The sequence below is a fragment of the Nostoc sp. KVJ3 genome, from assembly GCF_026127265.1.
Lineage (GTDB): Bacteria > Cyanobacteriota > Cyanobacteriia > Cyanobacteriales > Nostocaceae > Nostoc.
On record NZ_WWFG01000006.1, the window covers coordinates 176,389 to 200,657 of the forward strand.

Sequence of the window (24,269 nt, forward strand, 5' to 3'; positions counted from 1 at the left end):
AGCTTCCAAGTCGCTGTAGCCAATTGCCTGTAATAAGTAGGAATGCCAAGCTTGGATTTCTACACCAGCATTGCGTCGCTGATTCCAATCAAATTCTTCAATAGCTTGGGCTTTGGCTTTAAAGTATCGCTGTGCTAACTTCTGCAATTGCCGGGGTGATGCTGCTGCGCCTGCTTCCTTCCACGAAGAAGTAAACTTTTGTGCGTCTTTGGAAAACGTGGTATCGAGGTAGTGAGATGAATAGTATTCACCAACATTGTGAATCGCAAAATCTAAAACCATTATTTCACTCCTTCGATAACCAAAACTAACCGAGTAATGGGCGATTCCCCTGGTAGTAAGTGCATATCGCGCCAATGTTGCTGACGGTCTTTGAGATATTTGTCCATTTCGTCGCGCTCTCGTTGCAAGCGTTTAGCCGAGGCACTGTTGGGGTCAATTTCTGCAAGGTGCTGGTCAATAATTTCTCGCCGTTTCTGACTCCACTGTTGGAGCCGTTGTTCTTCTTGTTGCAGTAGAGGTTTCACCTTTTCCTGACGCTGTTTTTCGAGCGATCGCAAATGTTCTAAACTAGCTTCTACTGCCGCAGGAATTAACAGTTCAGCCGCCGTAACTCGCGCTGGGGTTTGTGTATTTGCCAGTCGTTCAAATCCCGCAGCAGCCAAAGTATTCTGTAGAGGAGCCATTTCACAGCGACCACCAGGGCGGATGCGGATAGAATGGGAATCCACAACTAACGGTGTACCTGCAATTGAAGGCACTTGTCCAATAAAACAAAATGCTAATTCCCCTTCTTCCAGTTCTCTGGAAGTGATAATAGGGGCTTCTCCCCGTGCAAACTGCATCAGCAAGCGTTCTACTAGCCACTGCATAATCGGGTGAGTTTCACTACACAGCAGTTCTTTAGACCAGTAACCGGAAGTATTGCGGGCAGCCGTAATTGCCAGTTTTACCCGTTCCACATCGTCCGTCAGCCGAAACTGGTCGCCTTCCTGCCATGCCTCTTGAGGAATTGCCGTTCCACCAAAAATGATCTCATTTTTCTGTGAAGGCGCACCCAAGCGACGCTTCAAATCAGGCGGTGCTGTAAGTGTAAGCATCCGTCCCTCAATTTCCAGGGGTAAATATTCCTGATTAGACTCCTGTAATAGACGGTAAGCTGCAACTAAGAAATCAAAATCTTTGTAAAAACGAATACGGCTGTTATTGTTAGCCACTACAGAGTCCACTTTTTCAGAGGAAACATCACTCCCCCTGCCCCCTGCTTCTTCCCCGCCCAGCAACAATGCTACCAAATCATCATCATCCTTGAGATTACCTGCGGAAATGATTAATTCTAAGTCGTTGGCTTCTGTGGATGTAGTTGCACTCTGCCCTACTCGCTTGTCTAATACAGTACTATCTGCTTTCAACAAGCCCTGTTGGGCAATGTACTCTTCCTCCTTTTGCGGATCATAAAGCTGAAGCAAACTTTCTCCAGACCTAGTACTGCGGTTAATTTCTTCTACCTTGCCTATCAGCCGTTCAAAAATAGCTGAATCTCCCTTTAGCAATCCGTTTTTCGTCTCAACCATCAAATAACGAAGAATTGACGTTTCGGTTTGCCCAATGCGGTCAACTCGCCCGTTGCGTTGAATTAGGGTGATAATCGACCAGGGTAAGTCATAGTGAATAACGTGATGGCATTGGTGATGCAGGTTAATTCCCTCGGATGCTACATCGGTGGCAATCATCATCCGCACAGGTGAAGATTTTGTCCCAAAAGCTTCTACTGCTGCCATTAAATGCACATCTGGAAAAGCCCCACTAATGGAAGCGATCGCTTGATGCGGTTGGTCTTCAAATTTGTCGCTGTGTTTGAGATTAAATGCTTGAGCGATCGCAGCAGTTAACGCCTTCTGAGTTTCTATATACTCGGTAAAAATCAAAACACGCGGACAACGCTCTTGCCCATTCCAGCCAATTTCTTGCAGTTGTTTAAGCAACAGTTGGAAACGAGAGGAATCAGTTAATGCAAGTTTTCTCAGGGCTGTTTCTAGCCCTTTTAAATAAGGTATTTCTGGACTTTGAGGGTTTTCAGCTTGCAGTTTTTTCAGTCGTTTGGAAACAGTACTAGCACAAGATTCTGGGCTAGAAAGAAACTGTTTGTAGAGTCCATATTGAATTAAACGCTGATTTCTCCACTCTGAATACTCCTCCTTTTGGCTCTGGATTACTTGTCGCAGTTCGCCCAAAATCCTGTATGCAGTTTCTTCTGCACTTGTCGCCTCCGCCGTGGTTTCCTGAAGGGGTACAACAAATCGTTCAGTAAGTTGCAGCCCAGCTTGATGACGCACATCTTCTTTAAAGCGCATCAAGTAGAAGCCACGAATATCATCTGCATCATACTCTCGATAACGCGGGTCAGGGATTGCTGATGGATCTAGTAAGGAAATTAAACGCCCAAAAGTTTCTCTTTTGCCATTATGAGGTGTTGCTGTCGTCAGCAACATACTATCTGTGCGCCTTGACAGCAACCGCGCTAACTTATGGGCTTGATGATTCTCAGGAATACTAGCTCCAGCAACGTTGTGCGCTTCATCAATCACCACCACATCCCAGCGAGTATCTTCCAAGAAATGGCGATAGCGTCCAACATCCTTGAGTGTATCAATGCTGATGATGACTCGATGATAAACCTCAAAGGGGTTCTTATTAGTGGGAATCTGTAACCTTAATTTAGCAATGCCTTGAGAGTCTAACCTTACTAGAGGAATACTGAAACGGTTCCAAAGTTCTGCTTGAAACTGTGTCAGCATGGATTTTTTAGTTAAAACTAAAATCCGATTTGCCCGTCCTCGACGGATTAACTCTGTCAGGATCATGCCAACCTGTATAGTCTTGCCCAATCCAACCGCATCCGCCAGTAGCAATCTAGGTCGAAGTTGTTCCAGCGATCGCTTGACTGCGATGATCTGAAAAGGCATAGGGTCAAACGCACCTAACCCCTCCAGATCGGCTTCTTCCCCCGCCGCAGGCATCTGCCGCAATTGCGCTTCCAGGAACAGTTTGGAGCGACGGAAACCATTTGAATTATCAGCAATTAATCTAGTTTTAAGTGGATCTACTGACTCAATTTGGTCAAGCTGAGTCAAGAAAATTGCCTGATATCCTCGAACCAGTTCATCAATTCCAACTACTTGCACTGCATGTTGTGTACCTGCATCGTTAGAGGCATTTATACGCTGTACAAGCCATTCAGCATCACGACATAAAACCCGCATTCCAGGAGCCAAGGGCAGAATATTGGGCATTAATAATAAATAATATAAGTAATAGGTTGTATCTGTAATAACCTATATATAACTATTGTATTTACAGTAATAATACGGAAACAAAAGAGTTATAATTAACGAGGCTCTTTACATTCCATCTCTAACACTCCCAACAATTTTTCCTCCAGCGCCGTCAAATAAGCTCGGTTTAGTTTCCCCAGCATCTCCAAAAACTTCTGTACCGACTCCTCCAGCCCACTCGAATACATCCGATTGATGCGATCGCAAATCACCTGGATCTGTTGACACTCCGCAGGCAAGTATTCGTAAGATTTCAGATGTTGCAACCCAACCGTGTACTCCCCATCCCACATTCTCACGCTACAACTAAAGTCATTTACTTGGCTTACGATACCCCAGCAGCCACCCTTGCCCCTAAGTTCGGGATTATCCTTGGCTAAAATTTGGCATACCTCGCCTAATTGATAGGTGTTAGGTATTTGAGTACGTTCCATTATTCGCTGCACCGCATCTTTGACGATGCGATGAGATGGTACTTTCCCGTTGGCAGACTCTACAGCTTGCTCCCATGCTTCGGGCTGAATGTCCGGGTCTAGCTTGGACAGTGGCCTAATTTGCCACTCATTAGTCGGCAAAATGTGAACGTTCCGTTCACATTTTTCCACTAAATTATCAAAAATAACCGCAGCTTCTATTAAATGGTAGGGCTGTCTGCGGCTAAAACCAAAGCGTTCGCGGCAATAATCTTCAAAAGTTTTGTGCGTGGAACGATATAACCTGCGATCGCGTAACTCAGTCAATGCCTTCCCTGCTTCAAAGAACGCTCGTTCTACCCTACGCTCTAAGTGCAGACGATCGCTTTGCTCCTGCTCGGTCAATTCAGGTACTTCAACAGCAGCAATATCGATGATTGCTGAAGCTGGGTTTTCTGAAGGGGTAATGTCTGAGTTGATGGGCAGTTCTGGATTGCTTAATGCGGCAGAGGTAGCTTGTTTGCGCTTACGGGGTGGGGTGTTCATGCTTCCACCTCTTCTAGCTTAAGTATGCTCAGGAACAAAAATACTTATGATGCCTCCTTATTAGGTGTTAACCATAATACCTGAGTATTAGGTATAGCTGGTTTACCAGGATTAGATAATTGCTCATTTTCGGCTTTTTGTAAACCTTTTGATTGAATATCCCCAGTTGTAGGGTCGCCATCATGATCAAAAGTGTAGTCAAACAAATCCCCAGGTGTAATTATTCGGTTATCACCTGCGGCTTGATACGCCTTTGTTAAACCATTACATAAACTGTTTAAAACTCTCCCACTGATCTGTTCAATTTCATCAGCGTTTTTCAGTTTTGAAATGGACGTTGGGTGGATACCCGAAAGTTCAGCAAGTTCTTTATTGCTGATTTTCTTCTCTGCCATTAATATTCTTAGCCGCCAACGAATCATCTTTTGAGAGTCTTTTTTTGTTTTCCTTACTCTCATAGTTTCCTCCACTAATGCTTTTATAGCTAGATCGCTTACTTAAAGCGATTCCTTCCAATATAGCAGCCATAACAATTAATATGCAAGCTTGACAAATATGTAGCGAGGTCGCTATATTTATAGATAGCAAAAAGCGACCGCACCTCTCTCGCAAATTGGAAGCGATCGCTTTTGCAAAACATCCACCATACAGATGGCATAACCAATATAATGACATACCAAATCTACAGCCAACAACAGCTGCAACTGAAATCTATTGCTCGACTCAAGCAAATCTACAGCGAAATCGGCTGCACAGCCGAAGTAAGCGACAAACGCTGTAAGGATGCCTGGATTTCCGCCATTGTTAACTATCAGGCAAGCAAGATTCAGAAACTCGCCCCTGCTGCCCCCGACGAACAAGCCCTCGCCCAAGCCGAACTCGACAACTACATCGCTGACCAAGCCCAAGCTGTTGCTCCCGAACCCCTCACAATAGTCGAAATCTCGTTTGACCATCACGAATATTATGCTGGCAATCAACTGATAGCCAGCATCAGCCATGACGATAACCACTTAACGCAACGCTGGGTAGTCATGGTCAAGTCGCTTCGCTCCAATTCAAAATTCAAAATTCAAAATTCAAAATTAAAGACAATTAGTGGGGGCTTGTACCAACAATTAATTAATTCAAAATTATTTCCATTCTTCATTTTGAATTTTGAATTTTGCATTTTGAATTCAAAAAAGGTCAACGATAAAGAAGTATTTCGTGCCAACACTCTAATGCGTTGCGATCGCTTCATCTGCACTCACTACAAAGACGGTTCATTACCTGTGCAGGAGAAAGAAACAACACCCCCCACGACTGAAAACCAAATCATGGCGCATATCTTCAACGAGTGCCAGAATTACGGCTTTGAAATTCTCGATGATGGCATTTACAACAACAACGGCGTGAAACTGGGGCAAGTCGGATGCACTGACGGGAACTGGTGGGTAAAGAGGCGTTATTCAGGTCAGCAGCAGTATTCTAACTCAGTATATGATGCAGTGCGATCGCTGTCGATGGCAGATACTTCATTTGCAACTGAACCCACTCCTGAATACTTGCAGCATCTCCCATTGCAACAGCTGACTACTGACGAATTACAGCAGTTGCTAGATGCAGAAGTGGCTAACTGTGAGCAGTTAACCGCTCAAAACTGGCAACGGTTACGGGAGCCTGTAACAGCATAATTCCAATTCGCAACTCGCAAGTCGCAATTAAACTGCGAATTGCGAATTGGAAATTACGAATTGATATTGCCCTTTCCCCCTTCCCCTAATCATTCACTCATTACAAATATGCAACCCACAATATCCATTCCTCAACACTGGGGCTACCCTCGCTTTGCTTTGGAACAGCGCACAGAAAAGTGAAAGCTATACAGACAGTTTTATTTTTCTATAAATAGAACACTGTCTAGGGATTTTTGTTGTTAGTGCTAGAGCCTTTTTAACTTGTCAATAACAGGAAATGAATGAAGATTTAAGCATCACTTCCAATCTGACAAAATCAGGAAAAATCATGAAACTTTACGCGAAGACCATTTCAGCTACTCTGCCAGATTGGGCAACCGTCGTTACAAAGAGTGCAGATTTATTTGAGATTGAAATCAACGATGAACACCCGAATTTTCAATCTCTGCTTGAAGAGTTAGAAACCGAAATTGAACCAGGAACAATAGGTGTTAAAGCTGTTCGCGGAGCGTGCCGAAGGCAGGATTTATGCTCACGGCTGGGTATTGAAATGTCTAGCCCCAGCCTCCACCAATTAGTTGAACAAGCTCAAACTCTAATATCCCTTATTGCTACGCACCCAGACTACAGACAACTGTTGGACTTGGGATATACCCCTGACTTAAACATTGCCGATGCTCAAACTGCACTGGCTTATTTGCAATGGGAGTTAGAGCCTAATCGAGAACCTTCTAATTAGTAAAAAAGCGTTCACCTAAAGGAATGCCATTACTTTAGGTGAACGCACGGAAGTTTTTCTCCCGCTACAGAATTCCCATTATTGCACACAGAACACTAATCAATGAAACTTTAACCGAGGTGAACATGGTTACTGAAATAAAACTAGGTTTATGCAACCCTCCCGAACCGATTTATCTCTATGTCACAGTAGTCGAAAAAATCATCAGTGAAGCGCACATCGATATCCCTGATGGGCTAAATCAATCCGCAATCAGACAACACATCGTAGACCGCTACAAAACTGGGGAAATGTCCACAGATATGAACATCTTTCAAGTTGACTTTGAATCAATCAGCGCTCGGATTGTACAAGGACAGGTAGACACTAATTCTATCTCTTCAGAGAAGGAGGTAATCAGATGAGTATCAAATGGACTGATGAAGAACTCGCAATTATTGAGGCGAAAGCTGAAGTCTATACAGTTAAGCAAATAGCTTCAATCCTAAAAAGGCGAGGATATCAACGCACACCAATTGCAATTTATCTGAAATTAAATAGCTTAGGCTATTCAGCCCGTCCCACTCTTGATAATTATAGCTGCCAGGAAATTGCTCAAGTTCTCCAATTGAATTTCTCAACTGTTACAAGGTGGGTAAAAAGAGGATGGCTCAAAGCTACAAAACGTTCTGCCAGACATTATCAAATTCGGAAATGGCATCTTAAGCAGTTTTTTGACAACCCGCCACAATCAATTAAAAAACGCATTGCCGCTCTTGATGTTGAAGCGATTAATTACCTATTAGGGAAACAAGCATGATTGACCATATTAATGCACTTCAAACAAGTTGGTATCTCTCCCCGCCTTGGGGACAAACAATTCCGCCTGTTGCAGTTAATTTACTGGAGAGAGTTTTTCTCCGCACAACAAGAACATTTGGCTACTGCTGCGCTATGCAATGGAAGCATGAGTGCTGGATTTATTCAATTGACTGCCGTAATGAAATACTCCACGCCACACAAAACCAAATCATCGGGACTGGAGAATTAGAAACCCTCAACGTTCAAAAACCTGTTTTTGTTCTGGGCGAAAGAGTAATCCTCTGTTCTCACGATAAGGGAACAAAACAACGGCTGATTTTGGGGATTGCACTGGTACATAATTCTTGGTTTTACCTTGTTGAATTAGCGTCGCCAACCTTAACTCAATCACGGACTATATCTAATCGTTTCTCACTGGTTGGTGAAAAAAGTTTGGTGCGCGTGAATGTCTAATTCTCTCTAATCAACAAGGAAAAATTATCACCCAACTAAAGTTATGTCACAAATCGAAATCGCTCAAATTATCGAACAGATAAAGCAAGAGATTACTGTTGACTCTAATGGACAAGGTAAGGCTAGCCTTCGTGCAACAGCAAGATTAGCTGGGGTTGATGCTGCTGGATTATTCAGAAGTCTCAAAACAGCCGTTGACAATTCTCGCTCTAAAATGGTTGAAAAGCTTGCCCGTAAAGGCTTTGAAGGTGTTGACATTTTAGGATGGTCACAGTCCGGCATCCCTGATATAGCTGTAGCAACTATACTTCACTATTACGGTTACGAAGCGGGGAAAAGATGCAGTGAACAAGCAAGATTAGCCTGTGAAGCATTTGAAAGTATCGGTGTTCGCGCCTGGATGCAAGACATTATGGGCTGGACAAAACCTGCTACTCAACCACAAGAACAACCTTCCACACCAGCCCTCCCCCCAGTTGAACAACGATTGCATACTCTTGTCCTGGCAATGAAAACTTTAGCTGAGTTAACCGGTGGCAGACTCAACCCGTACATGGAACAGCAATTCAAAGACTATGCCGGGAATCTTCTGGCAGAACACAACAGGAAATTGCTAACCCCTTCAGAAGAACGCTGGCTCGGCGTAGTCAACTTTGCAGAGAGCGAACTTGGAAAGAAAGTCCCTATCAATGGCCCTCACTATCGCGGACACTTGGGTACATGGGTGAGAACATTTTACCCACAGTTAGGCGATCGCCAAGAAACACGATTGGTCAATGGTGTTCAACAGCCCATTTATGTCTACGCTTGTCACGAGCCGGCTGTTGCGGCTGGGTTGACCAAAGCTATAGAAGAATTTTTCACTCACCCAAGCCCCGGTGCAGCGCTAAGGCAGGCTGGTGCTTTCGCTAGCAAAAAGGAACCAGCGCTGGCTAAATGAAAGCGAACACCCCCACCACAGGAACGTTCGCTAATTTAAAGATGCAAGTTATTGCTAAAGCATCGAATATTACCAATAACATTAAAAGTTTCTCTTTCATGCAGTCAAGCAACTAACAGTATTTTGAAATTATTTGTTACAAGGATGACTTCTCTAGCAAATAATACACATCTGAGAAAGTGTCGTCACTTCAAGATTCCTAACAATCAAAATAAAAAGCGATTGCCGCTCAATAAGTAACAATCGCCACACAAAAACACTCATTGCATCTCTAGAGTAACAACAATGAAAGCTATAGTTACAGTAGTTGAAAAAATCACATCGGAAGCTCACATTAATATTCCTGACGGTTTAGCAGTAACAGCAATTAAGCAGCATATAACAGACCGCTATAACAGTGGCGAGATGCTGACTGAGATGAACATTTTCCACGTTGATTTTGAATCTATTAGCGCTCACATTGATTCAAAACCTTATATTACTTGGCATGAAGGCAACCCTTGCGATCGCCGTCAGTATTACTTCTGCAAACTTGGAAGATTTACTTTGACTCTGTTAACTGATACAGAGCAAAACTTAACTCGTACAGAAATTTACTTTGGGCATCACAAGCAACTTATTTACACATCAGAAAAAGAGATATCCAAAGAATTAGCAACAATCGAACTCCAAAATTTCTTAAGTGGATTAGCTGTTGAACTTCAGACTTTAAGCCACATTGAATTTCTAGAACAAGTTTGAAAATAACAGGAGTCAAACATGAGACTAACGACATTAGAAGGTCAATACCAGTGCATCGTGATTGACCCTCCCTGGTTCTATAGGCTGAGAAATCAGGATAAAACTCACCGAAACCGCATTAACTACAAGCCAATGCACATAGAAGAAATACTGTCATTGCCTGTTCCAGACTTAAGCAATCCCACGGGGTCAGTTCTTTGGCTTTGGTACACAAATAATCACATGGTAGAAGCTGCTCAATGCTTGCAAACATGGGGATTTGAACTCAAGACTATTTTGACTTGGGAAAAAGTCACCAAAGATGGTACTAAAACACATCTAGGTGTCGGTCATTGGTTGCGGAATTCGACTGAACATTGCGCTTTGGCTGTTCGTGGGAATGTGAAAGCTTTTGCTGGACGGACACTCACAAACCAGTCAAGCATTTTACACTCACCCCGTCGTGAGCATTCACGTAAGCCCGAACAGTTTTTTGAACTTGTAGAAAAGCTGTGTCCTGATATGACCAAGCTGGAGATGTTCGCACGTTCGTCTAGAGTTGACTGGGATTGTTGGGGTGATCAGGCGGATCTGTTTGATCATCTGGGTGCAGAAATTGATAACGATACTTCATTGAGTGCTTAATTAACGCTAATTTCGGCACTCAAAACTTGCTGAACCTTGAAAATCAAATATCAAACAATTCTAATTTTCTGACGGTGTGTCATCTGCTGTCTGATAAATAGAACGCAATTCATCCACAGTATCTGCTGTTTCTATTGCTGACAAGATTGATTCCAGCAATCTGAAATCTTCAAGAAGCTCAATTTCAGGTAATAAGTTTTGTCCAGGTGTTCCAAATTTGAGTTTTAATCCCAAAGCTATGCCTTTTAATAAAGATTCTATTCGAGCAATTCTCTCAAAACTAGTAACGTACTGCATACGCAGTTGTGCCTCCAATTGTTCGACTTCTCTTTTAAACTCTAGTTCTAAATCCAATGGTAACGTTAGCATCCAATCAATAAAAGCCAAAAGGTTAACAACAGCCTCGCGTTCAAACCCTTGCTCATACAACCGACGCACTAAATTCAGTTTTGATTGTTTCCTTTGCGACCTATTACTGCGGGTTTGCACTGCTGCCAAATGAGCCATTACCACTGTAGCAAAGGGGTTACGACTGGCTTCTAGCTCCGACAACCTTTGTTTATAGTCTAGCAGCTTGATTACAGGAAACTGAAAATCAACCGTACAACCAAACAAATCGTACCCAAACTGCGATGGCCGCCAGTTGATGTTGTCATCCCCCAGTATCGCGCATGATGCAACAGAGCGATCGTAACGGTCAAATATTCGATAGTTGTAAACAAACATCCGTTTAGGAAAATCGGTTTCCTCTTGACTTTGGATTTCTATATGAATCAAAAGCCAAGATTCTTCGCCCCCAATGCGATAGATTTTCACCAATTTATCAATTAGTCGTTTTCCTAATTCAGCATCACGAACTACTTGTTGTAACTCTTGATCTAGAAACTCGAAACCTCTACTCCAATCAATGTGAGCATGGGCTTGAGGAAAAAAGAATTGCATGAAGTCTTCAAAATACAACTGCAACATCTGCTTCCACGGGGAATCATATTCCGTAAGAGGTGTTTTATTAGTCATACTCAACTGTTTAATTTCAAGTTAATAAGAGAGAAGTAATCATGCCAACAAACATAGAATGGACAGACTTAACAGATAATATCATCCGTGCCAAGGGAGGCGGTTGGTGGTGTCAAAAAATCTCAGAGGGATGTAAAAATTGCTATAGCGAAAAGCTGAATCAAAATTCTTTCTTTGGTGGGAATAAGCAACCCTACTCTGGGCAACCACCAGAACTAGTGTTAGATACAGAAGCTATTCGGAAATGGGGATTCCAAAGGAAACCTAAGAAGCATTTCGTTTCTTCAATGACTGATGTTTTCGGTGAATGGGTTCCGCGTTTGTGGCAACATGAAATGCTAGATGGAATGTTCGTTGCTCCCAATCAAGTATTTCAGATTCTCACCAAACGCCCAGAAATCATGCTGTCATCTATGGATGAATGGCTCTCCTGTCATGGACTAGACAAGCTACCTTTAAATATTTGGCCAGGAACTTCGATTGAGAATCGCCGCACTTTAGAAGAACGTAGTCAATTTCTTGCTCAAATTCCGGCTTTAATTCGGTTCTGGTCAGTTGAACCATTACTAGAAGATTTGGGTGATATCACTCACTATTTGAATGATGCTCAGTTAGTCATTATTGGTGGTGAGTCTGGCCCAAATTCCAGACCATGCCACATCGAATGGCTCGAATCAATTGTCCAACAATGTCACGCAGCTAAAACACCTGTGTTTGTGAAGCAGTTGGGGGCGAATGCAATATTTGGGGGACAGCGATTCAAAACCCGTGACAAAAAAGGGGAGACATTGAAGAGTTTCCACAAGAATTACAGGTTAGGGAATTTCCTGTTCCGGTACGAGAGTAAAAGCAAATCCCCCACACTGTTTTTCACAGGCGGGGAAGGAAAAGTTTTTTGTAGGGTTCTAACGATGAGTTTAACAAAAAAAATAAACATTGCTGGAGGATTTAAAAGATGACTACCGACAGCTTTAGCGATAACAGAAGAAAACACCATATTTATATGGATAGTAAGCTTGACGATTTGCCATTAACAATGGAGGCATATCGTGTTTACTGCCACTTGTGCCGTCGAGCCGGTTGTGACAACAATGCTTTCCCTTCCTACAAATCCATTGGTGAGTTCTGCTTTCGAGGGTCTTTTCCAAATTCACCAACCGACACTTTACGGCGAAAAGCGATCGCAGCAGTAAATGAACTTATCTGTTGGAATTTGATCACAAAAACCAGCAGGGAGAACAACGGGCTACAAACATCAAATCATTACAGTCTTACGGACATGGAAGACTGGTTCCCTAATCCATTAAAACCGTCTTCCTTAATTAGAGGAAAGAAAGATTTAGGTGGTGTTGGGGGACACTAGGGGGAGTGCTGGGGGACACCCCGGTAGTGCTGGGGGAACACCCCCGGTAGTGTTGGGGGAACACCCCGGTAGTGCTGGGGGGACACCCAAAGATTATCCAATTAAAGATTATCCAATTGAAGTCTATCCACTCAAGAACGCGCCCCTGGCTTCGCCACCCGCGCCCCCCACCCAAAAATGTGTGTGTGAAAAAGAAGAAGTTGATTTAACAACGAAAGAAATTGAACTCGAAAAACCAAACTTAGAAGAACCAACCCCACAACAACCCGCTTTGTTGTCAAAAAATTCCGAGTCTTCGCAACAAACCGATAACCCCTCAAGTGGATCAACTATTGCGCCGGGGTCATTCGATAAATCCGAACAATCGAATAAGCCGCAACTAACCTGTCCCTACAAGACAGCCCGGAATGTGAAAGAACTGATTGATGCTTGGCTAACAGACCCGACTGCTATGAGTGATGATTGTGTGCCCCTACTTGTTAGAGACTCAATCAAGTGGAATTGCTGGGTTTTACCTTGGCGCAATGGAGAGCGAAAGCTAAATAACTTGTACCAGAACTTCAATCCGATAGTCGTGGACTTCCTAGCACAAGAATTAGCAACGAAATCAAAACGCTCCGCACGACAGGAAATAGATCATGCGATCGCAGTCATGAACACCTGGGAGAAAACCAAAGGGGGATGGACGAACCTGATGCAGCGCTATAACCAGGCATTGCAAACAGAAAAACAGCCCCTACCTCAACAGCGCACTGCTTTGGCTCACAAAGTAAAAAATATCACTAGCAGTTCGCTCGAAGATGCCTTACGACAAGACCGAATACGCCGTCAGCAAGAGCAATCAAAGCAGGCTCCATCCAATGAGTATCAACACAGCCCACAAATGCTGGAGCTAAAAGCGAAACTTCAAGCCAAAGCAAATGAGCCAAAAGTTCCGAGCAACACCAGACCATCTTCCACGAATTTGCGAGAAGTTGAAGCGCAGTTAAAATTAGCACTAAGAGCATGATTATGCACTCTAATCAAGACAACGTAATTCCTTTTGGCTCTAACTATCCAGTTTCAGGTTTGCCTCCACAAAACATCGAAGCTGAAGAAGCGATTTTGGGCGGGATTATGCTTGACCCAGAAGCGATGACTAGAATCAGCGATCGCCTAAGCATTGAAGCTTTTTACATCAGCGCCCATAAAGATATTTATCAAGCCGCAGTCCGACTTCATGCTACATACCAACCTACAGATTTACTAAGCGTCACCGCATGGTTGTCTGACCACAATTTGCTAAACCGCATTGGTGGCAGAAATAAGCTAGCGACTCTGGTAGACCGCACTGTGTCCGCCGTTAACATCGATGCTTTGGCTGATTTGGTAATGGAGAAATATCGACGGCGGCAGCTAATCAAAGTGGGCAATGAAATTGTCCATCTCGGTTACGAAACAGAAACTGAACTACCACTTGTCCTTGGGCAAGCTGAGGCGAAAGTTTTCACCGTTACCCAAAATCAAAGCGATGAACGCTGCAAGGTTTTCTCAGCGCAAGATATGGGCATTGAACTTTTTCAAAAACTGGAGATGGGAAGTATGGCAGGTGACAGAGTTGGCTGGTACGACCTCGAAAACATCACCGGTGGCATTTATCCCAGCAGCTTGGTAGTAGTAGCAGCTGAATCCCACATGGGCAAAACTCACTTCATGATTTCTTACGCTTACGAAATCATGACCAAACTTGGAAAACCAGTTCTATATGTAACTCCAGAAATGGACAAGAATCAACTTAATGCCCGAATGCTAGCCCGAATCACAGGCGTAGACGCTTCTATGATTCAAACCAATACGCAATGCTACTGGGAGCAAATAGCACAAGGCATAGGACAAATGGTGGAACTGCCTTGGAAGGTTTACGAGCATTCCTCCCCTACAACCACAATGATTGCTTCTGCTGTGCGTCGTGCTATTGCCGAATTTGGTGGTTCTATTGGTGCTGTGTTTATTGATTACTTGCAGCAGATTCCTCTGGAATCGGGCGGAAACATGGCCTTTGAAGTCGGCAAGATTACCCGCCAGATTCGGGATATTGCCAAGTCTCACAAAATCCCTGTTTTCTTGGGCTGTCAAATCAATCGGGGCAATCAAACAACGGCTGATAAACGCCCTAATCGTCATTTACTCCGCAACTCTGGTGAAATCTTCGAGGTATGCGACCAGTTAATCATGCTTTACCGGGATGCTGTTTACACAAAAGACCCAAGCGACCGCACTATCGAGTTGATTGTTGAGAAAAACCGCCTTTACGGTAAGCTCGGCACTGCGACGATGTTGTGCGATTTATCGACCTCGAAATTTTTGAACTTGGCCAGGTAATTTACAGCCAGATCCAGCGATCGCGGCATTAGACGCATACATTCAATTACTGGAGTTTTAAAACCAATGAAAGGACTTTCAGTCCAGCAATTCCAAATTCAAATTTTGACAAGGGGTACAGTTGAGCTTGAGGATGAAGGAGTATCTCTTTAAGGGCATCGAGATGGAGCCGATGACACTGAGTTTTGGAGTAATGCTGGGATTTCTCCAACGAGCGATCGCTGAAATGAAAGACCCCAGGCAAACCAGTAATGCGACTCGCTACAGCATCAAAGATACTGTCTTGGGGGCATTTTCAGTATGTTTTATGCAGTGCGAGTCGTTTTTAGAACATCAGCGTCAGATGCACAGTCGTCATGGGCAAGATAATGCCCGACTTGTTCGCTCTTAGCGTTCCCGTAGGGTAGCGACTGGCGTGAACTGGCGTGCGGGGTCTAAATCCCCGACGAAAAAGTTCCTTCTGCCCTCAGCATAGCTGCCTCCTGCCTTCTTCAACGCCTCTTAGCCTATGCAACCGCAGCTAGTGATTTTAACATCAAATCTTTCTTCTGCATTTCCCAGGCTAGGGTAGTGTAGACAATTTGATCTAAGTCATTATATTTTGGTTGCCAGCCCAGGAATTTACGGATTTTATCAGCACTAGCTATCACACAAGCAGGATCGCCAGGGCGACGTTCTGTTTCAATGACCGGAAAATCTACCCCAGAAATAAGCTTAACCCGTTCGATAACTTGACGGACACTGTAACCTTGCCCATAACCACAATTGAGAATTTGGCTTTCGTTACCTTGCTCCAGATAAGCCAAAGCATCCAGATGTGCTGTTGCTAGGTCTTCAACATGAATATAGTCTCTAATTGCCGTTCCATCGGGTGTTGGAAAATCCGTACCAAAAATTTGTACTCCTAGCCTGCGTTTGAGTGCAGCATTACAGGTAGCTCCAATTAAATGAGATACTTCTTTTGACACCTGCCCCAATCGCCTACCAGGTTCTGCTCCGGCAACATTAAAGTATCGTAAAATTACGTAACGGAAATCAGAAGCGTTTGCATAGTCACGAATCAGCCATTCACAAGAAAGTTTTGATCGCCCATAGGGGTTAATCGGTTCAGTTGGTGTAGATTCGCTCACAGGAGTGGTTTCTGGTTGTCCATAGACAGCTGCTGTACTGGAAAAGATAATTTGCTTCACACCCATGTTGTTGCAACAACGGAGTAAATTTAGCGTGTTGCGAGTATTGTTAGCGTAATAGTCTAAAGGATGAGAAACAGATTCGGATACATTCAGACTGGCAGCAAAGTGTAACACTGCCGCAAATTGATGTTGAGAAAATACCTGCCAAAGAGATTCTGAATCTTTTAAATCACCAATAATTAACTCACCATGCAATACTGCTTGGGGTGAACCTGTAGAACAGTTGTCATACACCACAACATCGTAACCAGCCTCGCCCAATTGACGAACTACATGGGAGCCAATGTATCCTGCTCCACCAGTGACTAAGACTTTTTTATTCATCTGCCTTTACCTAGTAATACTACTCGAATGGTTTTAAAGACGATCGCTAAATCCAAAGCTAGGGAATAATTTTTGATGTAGTAGAGGTCGTAAGCTAATTTCTCGTAAGCATCCTCTACTGATGCACCATAGGGGTACATAACCTGTGCCCAGCCTGTGATTCCCGGTTTAACGACATAACGTAAGTCATAGTAGGGAATTTCTTGTCGCAGCTTGATATCAAATTCTGGTCGTTCTGGACGGGGGCCAATGAGGCTCATTTCTCCCCAAAGAACGTTTAAAATCTGTGGTAGTTCATCGATTCTAGTTAGGCGTAACCAGCGTCCTACTGTGGTAATCCGAGGATCTCTTTCGTTGGCCCACTGCGCTCCCCGTTTTTCGGCATCCTGATACATGGAACGAAATTTGTAAACTCTAAAAGGCTTTCCTTCCAAACCAGTCCGTATCTGTGTGTAGAACACTGAGCCTGGACTATCTAACTTAATTGCCAGTACTACTAGCAACATCAGTGGAGAGAAAAACAGAAATAATGACCATGCCAGAATAATATCTAATAACCGCTTCAGCTTTTGACTAATGCTGTCAGAGGCTAAATTAAAACCAGCACCAAAAGCCAGCCAGTTATCTTGAAGCAGAAATGAGGGAAGTTTGTACCATAAGGTTTCACAAATATCAGGAATCCCATAGATGGAGACACCAGATAAACGTAACTGCATCAACTGCTGTGTCTGTGCATCCGATAATTCCATCGGGCTTGTTACTACTACCCCTGACCAAGCTTGTTGGCTCCATTGGGGTAAGTCATTGAGGCTCCCCGCAGAAACTCGATTACTTTTTGCTAACTCATTGATCTTCTGCTGTGATGTTATTAGAACAACCAACTGTCCTAATGAACTGCATTCTAGAAAAGTTTTGCCAAATAGAATGGCTTTTTTATCTGCGCCCAAAATTAGCCAACGACTGTGTTGAGCTTGCGATCGCACCCACTTGACTGCCCATATTCTTGATGCCATAGCCCAGACGGTAAATATGCCTAAGCTTGAGAGCAAAATTCCTCGTTTAAAGACCATATCTTTCCCCCAAACACCAGTAAAGTAAATGAGAGATGCAATAATGCTACCAACAACAACACTACTAATCAAAATGCGGGATGGAGCGCGTAACCCTGCTATTTGGGTATCTGGATGGTAAGTATCTGCTAAATACAGCCCTGCGAGAACTAGGAAAATAAATAAATAATTTAAAGGGTCAAAACTATTCAGATTTTGACGCAATTGTAACCATAAACAGAGAGACAAACTTAACAATAAACCCACAATATCCCCTAATAGCAGTAATATACAAAGGATCTTGTCTGTTTGATATAACTTCTGTTTTTTTTTGCCAACAGCAAGAGTAGTATTCATTTGCATAGATTACTAAAGATTAGAAAGATTACAGCAGAGACATAACAGAATCAGATGTAAGCAATGATTATCCTGAAACTTTTAGCATCAGATTTCAAGATTTCAAGTAATTATTCACTCCTCCACCGGCAAATCGGAACTCTTGATTTCTCGTTGAGAGCTAGGGAGAGCATGAAAGGTTACGATTTCAAATTTCAAGATTTTAAAATAATTCAAAGCCCGTTAGGAAACTATATGATGAGCAATCGAAGACAAAAGCTTGGTTTTAATAACTAAACAAATAAACTTTGTGTGAGTTTAATCGAAGGATCGCATTCTTTATTAACTTTTTATTTCTAACCTTGATTTTAGCTATCTAACCATGTGGTAATTACGTAAATATTAGAATTGTATTTAAAGAGATTATTTTAAAATAATGGAGTTTGGAATTTAGTCCAAGAGTTTGGCATAGTTCAAGAACGCTGGTAAATCTTAAACTGGTATCATCTTAAAGAAAATCTTTATAACGTTGGCCGCTCGTTCAAGCGGCTTAAAAAAGCTAAAACTCTACTTTGGTAAGGTGATGTTGAGACAACTAGGGCTTTATTTGTTAATTTTCGAGGTAAAGAAGTAACACACTCTACAAGACTACTGATATTTTTTCAAAAACAATTTACAAAGCGAATAGAAAATAATGCGTTAAAAATAATTAAGGAGAAAAAACCGTAAAAATACGTAGTGTTATTTTGGGAAAACCTTGATAACATTTGACTAAATCTTTATATATTCTCCAGACGCAGTTGCAATCAGCATGGACTAATTTCAGAGAATACTGGATAAGTTTATGTATATCCCTGCTCTAATATCAGTACAAAGAAGTAAACTAAATCCTTAACAGTATCAATTAGAGTATTAACTAAACTATGCTTTCCGATCAAAACAATCAAGACCTGATTAATTTTCAACAGTATTGGCTGACTGTAAAAAGACGTTGGTTCCTGATACTAATCATTATAGGGTCGGTCTTTGGAGTGACAGGGGTAGTTACTTTTAGTGAAAAACCAATTTATGAAGCCGAGGGTAAACTGCTTTTTAATAAGCAAAGTGGCGTTTCTTCCCTGACAGGTGTAAATGAGCAGCTTGGACAACTTAGTGGAGTGACAAATGTCTCTAACCCTTTGGAAACTGAAGCGGAAATTATTCGCTCCTACCCTCTGACTAAAAAAACTATTGCTGAATTGCAACTGAAGGATAAACTAGGACAACCTTTAGAAATAGACGATTTTCTGCATAACTTGAAAATCAAAAGTGTTCGAGGGACGGATATTTTACAACTTTCTTACCGTAGTACTAATCCTCAAGAAGCCACAGCTATCATCAATAGATTGATGAGTGCTTATCTAGCAAACAATGTTCGGATTAACCGTTCTGAAGCTAGAGCAGCACGGGAATTTTTAAACAAGCAATTACCCCTGGTTGAGGCAAAGGTTACAGAAGAGGAAGCAGCACTGCGTCGGTTTAAAGAAAAATATGAGGTTGTTTCCTTAGAAGAAGAAGCTAAAGAAGGAGTTAAGAGGCTGAATGAATTATCCAGCCAAATAACCGAACTCCGTGCGCGGTTGGTAGATGCTAGAAGCCGTTCTGGTGCTTTGCAAAATCAATTGGCATTAAACACACAGCAAGCTATGGCACTTAGTAGCTTAAGTCAATCTAGAGCAGTACAGCAAGTGCTATCAGAATACCAGAAGGTTCAAGATCAGTTGACTGTGGAGAGATCACGATTTACCGATGAACACCCAGTCATTACTAATTTGTTAAGTAAAGAACAAGCTCTCAAAGAGCAGCTAAAAGGAAGAGTAAGCCAAACTCTGGGTAGTTCAGAGCCTATCCCAGAGCAAGATTTACAAATAGGAGAACTCAAGCAGACTCTAACTGCTAATTTGGTGCAAGTGGAAGTAGAAAAGTTGGGATTGAAGAATCAAGTTAGTGTGTTGATGAAGGCATTTCTACTTTATCAAGCACGTCTCAGAAGCTTACCCAAACTGGAACAAGAACAACTAGAGGTAAAACGACAGCTAGAGGTAGCACAAACAACCTACGAACAAATGCTCAAACGATTGCAAGAAGTTCAAGTATTAGAGAACCAAAATGTAGGCAATGCCACGATTGTTTCTAATGCTTTAGTTCCAAAGAAGAGAATTTCTCCTCGTATTAGCTTGAATTTGGCACTAGGGGGATTTTTAGGATTTTTCTTCGCTATTGGAGTAGCTTTATTGCTAGAAGCTGGAGACAAATCTGTGAAGACAGCAGAGGAAGCCCAACATTTTTTGGACTATCCCTTGTTAGGAAAAATTCCGGTTTTTGATCAAAAAGCTAGACTGGCTCGTGGTGAGAATATAACCGAATTACCGGTACTAAATAACCCTTATTCATCAGTTAATGCAGCCTTTGAAATGCTTCAAATCAACCTGGGTTTCAGTTTTTCTGATAAGGAACTGAAGGTAATTGTGGTTAGCAGTTCTGTGATCAATGAGGGTAAATCTTTTATTGCAGCTAATTTGGCGGTAGCAACTGCCCAAATGGGAAGGCGAGTGCTATTGATTGATGCAGATATGCGCCATCCCCATCAACACAAAATGTGGCAACAACCTAACTTGATGGGGTTAAGTAATGTTTTAGTGGGGCAGACTTCCTTAGCAGAAGCTGCTAAGGAAGTGGTGATTAATCTAGAATTGCTCACTTCTGGCACCATACCGCCTAACCCTGCTGCACTATTGGACTCACAGCGTATGAATGGGTTATTGAAACAAGCAGCCCAAGATTATGATTGCGTGATTATTGACACTCCACCTTTAAATATTTTAGCTGATGCCTCGATAGTAGGCAAAATGGCAGATGGAATGTTGCTAGTTGTACGTCCTGGTGTAGTTAATTCTGCTGCGGCTAAGACTACAAAGGCACTACTGGAGCATTCGCGTGTCCCTGTGTTGGGAATGGTAGTAAATTGTATGGCTACTGGTAACAATGACTATACTTCTTATTATTCTCATACAGAGTCTGGAGAGAATAATTCTGGGAACAAAAATAAGGTGAAGTCGAATTTAAGTAGAATCACTGGATTGCACCTGTTTTAAATGGTTAGTAATTTGGATAAACCAGTGTTTTCTCTGAGGTGATTCAAGATTTAGGTTGGTAGAGTTATGAGCGAAATATGAAGTTAACGTGGTTCATTTAGAAATTTAATCATAAGTTTGAAAATTCATAGAGGATTTCTGTTCGATTTTTGAAATATCCGAATGGTGTTCAACGTACACCATATTTTAACTTCTAAGCTACTTAATATTTTGTAAAAGTAATTTAGAATCCCTAAAATATACTGGATAAAGTAATTAAAATGTTAATAAAACTTGCAATTCTCGTTACTCATCCAGTTCAGTATTTTGCACCTGTATTTCGTGAGTTAGCACAGCAACAAGATTTAGAAGTAAAAGTATTTTTTGGCTGTAATCATGGTGTAATACCGAGTGAAGATCCTAACTTTGGCGTAGTATTCAAATGGGATTGCCAACCAACCGCAGGTTTTGAACACGAATTCATCTCTACAAGTTCGCTGAAAGGTTTAAGAGGAATACAAGGTATTAAATTAGCTACTAAAGCTGTTGCTGCAATTAATCGCTATCAACCTGATGCTATATTGATTTTCGCTTATTCACCTACTTTCATTACTGTTAGCACTTTGCTGTTAGGTCTAACTGGACACAAGTTAATGCTGAGAGCTGAAACAACAAATGAGGCATTATCACGTTCTTATATCAAGGATAAAATACGTCAGCTATTCTTATCTTTTTACTATCGTCAATTTACTCATTTTTTCCCGATTGGAACAAATTCTATAAATCATTATTTGCGGATGGGAGTAAGTAAGAGTTGTATGACGTTAGCTCACTACGCCATTGATACAGACTTTTTTCAAAAACAGGTGGACTTTTGGCTACCACAGAGAGAAACTTTACGAGCTAACGCAGGTATTAGAGAACAAGACCATGTTTTGATCTATTGTGGCAAGATGTTTCCAGCAAAAAATCCTTTAATAATTCCTGATGCCTTAGAAAAACTATCATCAGTGGAAAAAGAAAAGACTTGGTTTTTTGCTGTGGGAGATGGGGAATTAAGAGAGGAATTTGAAGGAAGAGTAAAATTACAGCTAGGTGAAAGAACAATTTTTGTTGGCTTTAAAAATCAGTCGGAATTAGGTGAATATTATGCAATGGCAGATACACTAATTCTCCCCTCCCAGAATGGAGAAACCTGGGGATTAGTTGTTAATGAAGCCCTTCAGTTTGGTTTGAGAGTTATTATAAGTGATCAGGTTGGTTGTGCAAAGGATTTGATAAAAAATATTAAGCATGGTTGGATTTTTTCATGTATTGATACTCTACAATTAGCGGAAATAATTTCTCAGGCAATTGTGCAGCCTAAGTTACGATGTAGAGAATTAAAATCATTACCTCATCCAAGTAACCTAGCTACAAGTGTTTACGTTCAATTAATTGCGTAGGTAATATTATGATTGCATTTAAGTTTAGTAATATTCGCTCAAACAATCCAATTGGGAAGTTTCTTCGTCTTCCTTTATCTTTATTACCTACAAAATCTATACTTCCTATCCTGCAAGGCCCAGCAAAAGGAATGAAGTGGATTGTAGGAAGTGGAGTACATGGAATGTGGCTAGGCTCGTATGAAGAAGATAAGCAGAAGCTACTGACTGAGTTATCGCTTGAAGGCACTACTGTTTTAGATATTGGTGCAAATGTGGGTTTTTTTAGCATCTTGTTGAGCCGTTTAGTTGGAGCAACAGGTAAAGTAATATCTTTTGAACCATTACCTAGAAATATTGAGTTTATTCGTCAGCATATACGGTTGAATAAAATAGATAATATTGAGATTATTTCAGCAGCAGTCAGTGACAAAATAGGGAAAATGAAGTTTGCTACTTCTCACTTACACGCACAAGGATATTTGACAGATAAGGGAGATTTAGAAGTTTCTATGAATACTTTAGATTCGTTAGATAATTTAAATAATCCAGTTAGCTTAGTTAAAATAGATGTTGAGGGTGCTGAAGCAAATGTATTGAGGGGTGGAGAGAAATTTTTTCAAGAATATAGACCAATTATATTACTAGCTACACATGGGAAAAATCAAGTCAATGATTGTCAAGTGATTTTGCATGAATATAACTATTCTATGGCACTAATAAATAAAGATTTATATGGATTGGGGTGCGATGAATGGCTGGCAAAACCTGATAAATTTTCATTATGAATTATAAAATAATAATTATTGGCAATACTTCGCAAAGTTATCAATTGGGTTCTATATTTACCAGAGCATTTCAAGAGTTAAACATTTTGTTTGATACCAACAATACAAGCTGCAATTACTACGCTCCATCTATGAAACAGTCATGGGGCAAAATATTTTTTAAAATATCAGGAAAACGTCCTTTAGAATGGTGGTCATTTAATCAAAAAATAGTTAACTGTATAAATGAGTTTAGTCCACAAGTTGTTTTAGTAACAGGAATTTTTCCTTTAACAAATGAAGTGTTCGATATCTGTTCTAAAATAGGTACAAAGATTGTTAATTATTTAACTGATTATCCGTGGAATCCAAACCATCGTAGCGAATTTTTTCTATCTAATCTTAAAAAGTATGATTTAGTTATAAGTACAAAAACAAAAATATTGTCAGAGTTAATTAAACATGAAGTTAAAAAAGTGCATTTTTTGCCATTTGCCTATGATCCATTTCTTTGTCACCAGCCGATAAATGTTTCTCAAGTTGAGCAAGATTTATTTAAAGCAGATATTTCTTTTATAGGTACAGGTGATAGTGAACGTATTCCTTTTTTGGATGCTATATCTTCATCGAATGGATTAAACTTAAAAATTTATGGTACAGCTTGGGATAGACTGAATCTAAAAAAATGGCAAAAGCTACCAGCAGTTTTTGAGCATGAATTCCGGCTAGCTATTTATTTTTCTAAGTTATCACTAGGTATTGTCAGAAAACGGAATAAAGATGAATCAACCATGAGAACATTTGAAATAGCTGCCTGTGGTGGATGTGGAATTTATGAAGATACTCAAGAACATAGAGAAATTTTAGCCGGGTATCCTGATTATGGTTTCTTCACCTCACCAGAAGATTTAGCTAATAAGTGTAAATGGTTATTGAACAATCCTACAGAAAGAGAAGAAATGCGAAATACTGGTATGAAAATTATCATAAAAGATACAAATACATATACAAGCCGATTAAAAACTATATTAGATTTGTGTTGTGAGTAACC

General features: G+C 41.3%; 24 protein-coding genes and 1 pseudogene. 18 read left to right on the forward strand and 7 right to left on the reverse strand.

What is annotated here, in order from left to right; all coding sequences use genetic code 11:
• Window positions 1-281: 281 nt before the first annotated feature.
• The 4 genes from GTQ43_RS36545 to GTQ43_RS36560 all read right to left on the reverse strand — a co-directional run bounded on the left by GTQ43_RS36545 (window position 282) and on the right by GTQ43_RS36560 (window position 4,969).
• A complete protein-coding gene (locus GTQ43_RS36545) occupies window positions 282-3,293 on the reverse strand; it encodes a DEAD/DEAH box helicase (protein WP_265277575.1) in 3,012 nt (1,003 codons plus the stop codon).
• A 95-nt stretch (window positions 3,294-3,388) separates the two neighbouring features.
• Window positions 3,389-4,294 carry a hypothetical protein gene (locus GTQ43_RS36550; RefSeq protein WP_265277576.1) on the reverse strand — a complete coding sequence of 302 codons (906 nt, stop codon included), beginning with the start codon at window positions 4,292-4,294 and terminating at the stop codon, window positions 3,389-3,391.
• A 44-nt stretch (window positions 4,295-4,338) separates the two neighbouring features.
• Window positions 4,339-4,689, reverse strand: coding sequence for a helix-turn-helix domain-containing protein (locus GTQ43_RS36555; RefSeq protein WP_265277577.1), 351 nt, complete (start codon window positions 4,687-4,689; stop codon window positions 4,339-4,341).
• Complete coding sequence (locus GTQ43_RS36560) at window positions 4,664-4,969, reverse strand: hypothetical protein (RefSeq protein ID WP_265277578.1); 306 nt, start codon at window positions 4,967-4,969, stop codon at window positions 4,664-4,666. Before GTQ43_RS36560 ends, GTQ43_RS36555 begins: the two co-directional genes overlap by 26 nt.
• On the opposite strand from GTQ43_RS36560, the gene GTQ43_RS36565 reads away from it, so the two are divergent.
• From GTQ43_RS36565 to GTQ43_RS36600, 8 genes are all read left to right on the forward strand, one after another.
• The gene (locus GTQ43_RS36565; RefSeq protein ID WP_265277579.1) at window positions 4,963-5,970 is read left to right on the forward strand and encodes a hypothetical protein; all 1,008 of its coding nucleotides are present in this window, start codon (window positions 4,963-4,965) and stop codon (window positions 5,968-5,970) included. The two genes, GTQ43_RS36560 and GTQ43_RS36565, sit on opposite strands and share 7 nt — an antisense overlap.
• 280 nt (window positions 5,971-6,250) lie before the next feature.
• Window positions 6,251-6,712, forward strand: coding sequence for a hypothetical protein (locus GTQ43_RS36570; RefSeq protein ID WP_265277580.1), 462 nt, complete (start codon window positions 6,251-6,253; stop codon window positions 6,710-6,712).
• Window positions 6,713-6,837: 125 nt separating this feature from the next.
• Entirely contained in the window at window positions 6,838-7,116 is a 279-nt protein-coding gene (locus GTQ43_RS36575; protein ID WP_265277581.1) for a hypothetical protein, read from the forward strand.
• Window positions 7,113-7,511, forward strand: coding sequence for a helix-turn-helix domain-containing protein (locus GTQ43_RS36580; RefSeq protein WP_265277582.1), 399 nt, complete (start codon window positions 7,113-7,115; stop codon window positions 7,509-7,511). The genes GTQ43_RS36575 and GTQ43_RS36580 overlap by 4 nt, the downstream gene beginning before the upstream one ends.
• The gene (locus GTQ43_RS36585) at window positions 7,508-7,966 is read left to right on the forward strand and encodes a DUF1392 domain-containing protein (protein WP_265277583.1); all 459 of its coding nucleotides are present in this window, start codon (window positions 7,508-7,510) and stop codon (window positions 7,964-7,966) included. Before GTQ43_RS36580 ends, GTQ43_RS36585 begins: the two co-directional genes overlap by 4 nt.
• Before the next feature lie 43 nt (window positions 7,967-8,009).
• Window positions 8,010-8,906, forward strand: a complete 897-nt coding sequence (locus tag GTQ43_RS36590; protein ID WP_265277584.1) for a hypothetical protein — start codon at window positions 8,010-8,012, stop codon at window positions 8,904-8,906.
• A gap of 285 nt (window positions 8,907-9,191) precedes the next feature.
• Window positions 9,192-9,647, forward strand: a complete 456-nt coding sequence (locus GTQ43_RS36595) for a hypothetical protein (RefSeq protein WP_265277585.1) — start codon at window positions 9,192-9,194, stop codon at window positions 9,645-9,647.
• Window positions 9,648-9,665: 18 nt separating this feature from the next.
• Entirely contained in the window at window positions 9,666-10,271 is a 606-nt protein-coding gene (locus GTQ43_RS36600; protein ID WP_265277586.1) for an MT-A70 family methyltransferase, read from the forward strand.
• Between the two features lie 60 nt (window positions 10,272-10,331).
• Here the strand turns inward: GTQ43_RS36600 and GTQ43_RS36605 are convergent, their stop codons facing one another.
• Window positions 10,332-11,288 carry a cytosolic protein gene (locus tag GTQ43_RS36605; protein WP_094332120.1) on the reverse strand — a complete coding sequence of 319 codons (957 nt, stop codon included), beginning with the start codon at window positions 11,286-11,288 and terminating at the stop codon, window positions 10,332-10,334.
• A gap of 41 nt (window positions 11,289-11,329) precedes the next feature.
• Here GTQ43_RS36605 and GTQ43_RS36610 point away from each other — a divergent pair, with 41 nt between their 5' ends.
• From GTQ43_RS36610 to GTQ43_RS36630, 5 genes are all read left to right on the forward strand, one after another.
• Window positions 11,330-12,247 carry a phage Gp37/Gp68 family protein gene (locus GTQ43_RS36610; RefSeq protein ID WP_265277588.1) on the forward strand — a complete coding sequence of 306 codons (918 nt, stop codon included), beginning with the start codon at window positions 11,330-11,332 and terminating at the stop codon, window positions 12,245-12,247.
• A complete protein-coding gene (locus tag GTQ43_RS36615; RefSeq protein WP_265277589.1) occupies window positions 12,244-12,651 on the forward strand; it encodes a helix-turn-helix domain-containing protein in 408 nt (135 codons plus the stop codon). The genes GTQ43_RS36610 and GTQ43_RS36615 overlap by 4 nt, the downstream gene beginning before the upstream one ends.
• Complete coding sequence (locus tag GTQ43_RS36620) at window positions 12,632-13,660, forward strand: hypothetical protein (RefSeq protein WP_265277590.1); 1,029 nt, start codon at window positions 12,632-12,634, stop codon at window positions 13,658-13,660. Before GTQ43_RS36615 ends, GTQ43_RS36620 begins: the two co-directional genes overlap by 20 nt.
• A 2-nt stretch (window positions 13,661-13,662) precedes the next feature.
• Window positions 13,663-15,012: a replicative DNA helicase gene (locus GTQ43_RS36625; RefSeq protein WP_265277591.1), complete on the forward strand. Its 1,350-nt coding sequence runs from the start codon at window positions 13,663-13,665 to the stop codon at window positions 15,010-15,012.
• A gap of 133 nt (window positions 15,013-15,145) precedes the next feature.
• Window positions 15,146-15,403: a hypothetical protein gene (locus GTQ43_RS36630; protein WP_265277592.1), complete on the forward strand. Its 258-nt coding sequence runs from the start codon at window positions 15,146-15,148 to the stop codon at window positions 15,401-15,403.
• Window positions 15,404-15,518: 115 nt separating this feature from the next.
• Here the strand turns inward: GTQ43_RS36630 and galE are convergent, their stop codons facing one another.
• Together galE and GTQ43_RS36640 are read right to left on the reverse strand one after the other, a co-directional pair.
• Entirely contained in the window at window positions 15,519-16,529 is a 1,011-nt protein-coding gene (gene galE / locus GTQ43_RS36635; RefSeq protein WP_265277593.1) for a UDP-glucose 4-epimerase GalE, read from the reverse strand.
• A complete protein-coding gene (locus GTQ43_RS36640; RefSeq protein ID WP_265277594.1) occupies window positions 16,526-17,935 on the reverse strand; it encodes a sugar transferase in 1,410 nt (469 codons plus the stop codon). Before GTQ43_RS36640 ends, galE begins: the two co-directional genes overlap by 4 nt.
• A 411-nt stretch (window positions 17,936-18,346) precedes the next feature.
• Between GTQ43_RS36640 and GTQ43_RS36645 the strand changes: the two are divergent.
• The 5 genes and pseudogenes from GTQ43_RS36645 to GTQ43_RS36665 all read left to right on the forward strand — a co-directional run.
• Window positions 18,347-18,490, forward strand: a pseudogene (locus GTQ43_RS36645) (ISKra4 family transposase); the annotation flags it as partial.
• Window positions 18,491-18,837: 347 nt separating this feature from the next.
• A complete protein-coding gene (locus GTQ43_RS36650) occupies window positions 18,838-21,048 on the forward strand; it encodes a GumC family protein (protein WP_094344416.1) in 2,211 nt (736 codons plus the stop codon).
• A gap of 260 nt (window positions 21,049-21,308) precedes the next feature.
• On the forward strand, window positions 21,309-22,472 hold the full coding sequence (locus GTQ43_RS36655; protein ID WP_265277595.1) for a glycosyltransferase family 4 protein: 1,164 nt from the start codon (window positions 21,309-21,311) through the stop codon (window positions 22,470-22,472).
• 8 nt (window positions 22,473-22,480) lie between these two features.
• On the forward strand, window positions 22,481-23,239 hold the full coding sequence (locus GTQ43_RS36660) for an FkbM family methyltransferase (protein ID WP_265277596.1): 759 nt from the start codon (window positions 22,481-22,483) through the stop codon (window positions 23,237-23,239).
• A complete protein-coding gene (locus tag GTQ43_RS36665; protein ID WP_094344419.1) occupies window positions 23,236-24,267 on the forward strand; it encodes a glycosyltransferase family protein in 1,032 nt (343 codons plus the stop codon). The genes GTQ43_RS36660 and GTQ43_RS36665 overlap by 4 nt, the downstream gene beginning before the upstream one ends.
• The last annotated feature ends 2 nt before the right edge of the window (window positions 24,268-24,269 follow it).

Coding starts and splice junctions, on each gene's coding strand:
- GTQ43_RS36545 (WP_265277575.1), bottom strand. CDS start 3,293: ATGCCCAATATTCTGCCCTTGGCTCCTGGAATGCGGGTTTTATGTCGT.
- GTQ43_RS36550 (WP_265277576.1), bottom strand. CDS start 4,294: ATGAACACCCCACCCCGTAAGCGCAAACAAGCTACCTCTGCCGCATTA.
- GTQ43_RS36555 (WP_265277577.1), bottom strand. CDS start 4,689: ATGGCAGAGAAGAAAATCAGCAATAAAGAACTTGCTGAACTTTCGGGT.
- GTQ43_RS36565 (WP_265277579.1), top strand. CDS start 4,963: ATGACATACCAAATCTACAGCCAACAACAGCTGCAACTGAAATCTATT.
- GTQ43_RS36560 (WP_265277578.1), bottom strand. CDS start 4,969: ATGTCATTATATTGGTTATGCCATCTGTATGGTGGATGTTTTGCAAAA.
- GTQ43_RS36570 (WP_265277580.1), top strand. CDS start 6,251: ATGAATGAAGATTTAAGCATCACTTCCAATCTGACAAAATCAGGAAAA.
- GTQ43_RS36575 (WP_265277581.1), top strand. CDS start 6,838: ATGGTTACTGAAATAAAACTAGGTTTATGCAACCCTCCCGAACCGATT.
- GTQ43_RS36580 (WP_265277582.1), top strand. CDS start 7,113: ATGAGTATCAAATGGACTGATGAAGAACTCGCAATTATTGAGGCGAAA.
- GTQ43_RS36585 (WP_265277583.1), top strand. CDS start 7,508: ATGATTGACCATATTAATGCACTTCAAACAAGTTGGTATCTCTCCCCG.
- GTQ43_RS36590 (WP_265277584.1), top strand. CDS start 8,010: ATGTCACAAATCGAAATCGCTCAAATTATCGAACAGATAAAGCAAGAG.
- GTQ43_RS36595 (WP_265277585.1), top strand. CDS start 9,192: ATGAAAGCTATAGTTACAGTAGTTGAAAAAATCACATCGGAAGCTCAC.
- GTQ43_RS36600 (WP_265277586.1), top strand. CDS start 9,666: ATGAGACTAACGACATTAGAAGGTCAATACCAGTGCATCGTGATTGAC.
- GTQ43_RS36605 (WP_094332120.1), bottom strand. CDS start 11,288: ATGACTAATAAAACACCTCTTACGGAATATGATTCCCCGTGGAAGCAG.
- GTQ43_RS36610 (WP_265277588.1), top strand. CDS start 11,330: ATGCCAACAAACATAGAATGGACAGACTTAACAGATAATATCATCCGT.
- GTQ43_RS36615 (WP_265277589.1), top strand. CDS start 12,244: ATGACTACCGACAGCTTTAGCGATAACAGAAGAAAACACCATATTTAT.
- GTQ43_RS36625 (WP_265277591.1), top strand. CDS start 13,663: ATGCACTCTAATCAAGACAACGTAATTCCTTTTGGCTCTAACTATCCA.
- GTQ43_RS36630 (WP_265277592.1), top strand. CDS start 15,146: ATGAAGGAGTATCTCTTTAAGGGCATCGAGATGGAGCCGATGACACTG.
- galE (WP_265277593.1), bottom strand. CDS start 16,529: ATGAATAAAAAAGTCTTAGTCACTGGTGGAGCAGGATACATTGGCTCC.
- GTQ43_RS36640 (WP_265277594.1), bottom strand. CDS start 17,935: ATGAATACTACTCTTGCTGTTGGCAAAAAAAAACAGAAGTTATATCAA.
- GTQ43_RS36650 (WP_094344416.1), top strand. CDS start 18,838: ATGCTTTCCGATCAAAACAATCAAGACCTGATTAATTTTCAACAGTAT.
- GTQ43_RS36655 (WP_265277595.1), top strand. CDS start 21,309: ATGTTAATAAAACTTGCAATTCTCGTTACTCATCCAGTTCAGTATTTT.
- GTQ43_RS36660 (WP_265277596.1), top strand. CDS start 22,481: ATGATTGCATTTAAGTTTAGTAATATTCGCTCAAACAATCCAATTGGG.
- GTQ43_RS36665 (WP_094344419.1), top strand. CDS start 23,236: ATGAATTATAAAATAATAATTATTGGCAATACTTCGCAAAGTTATCAA.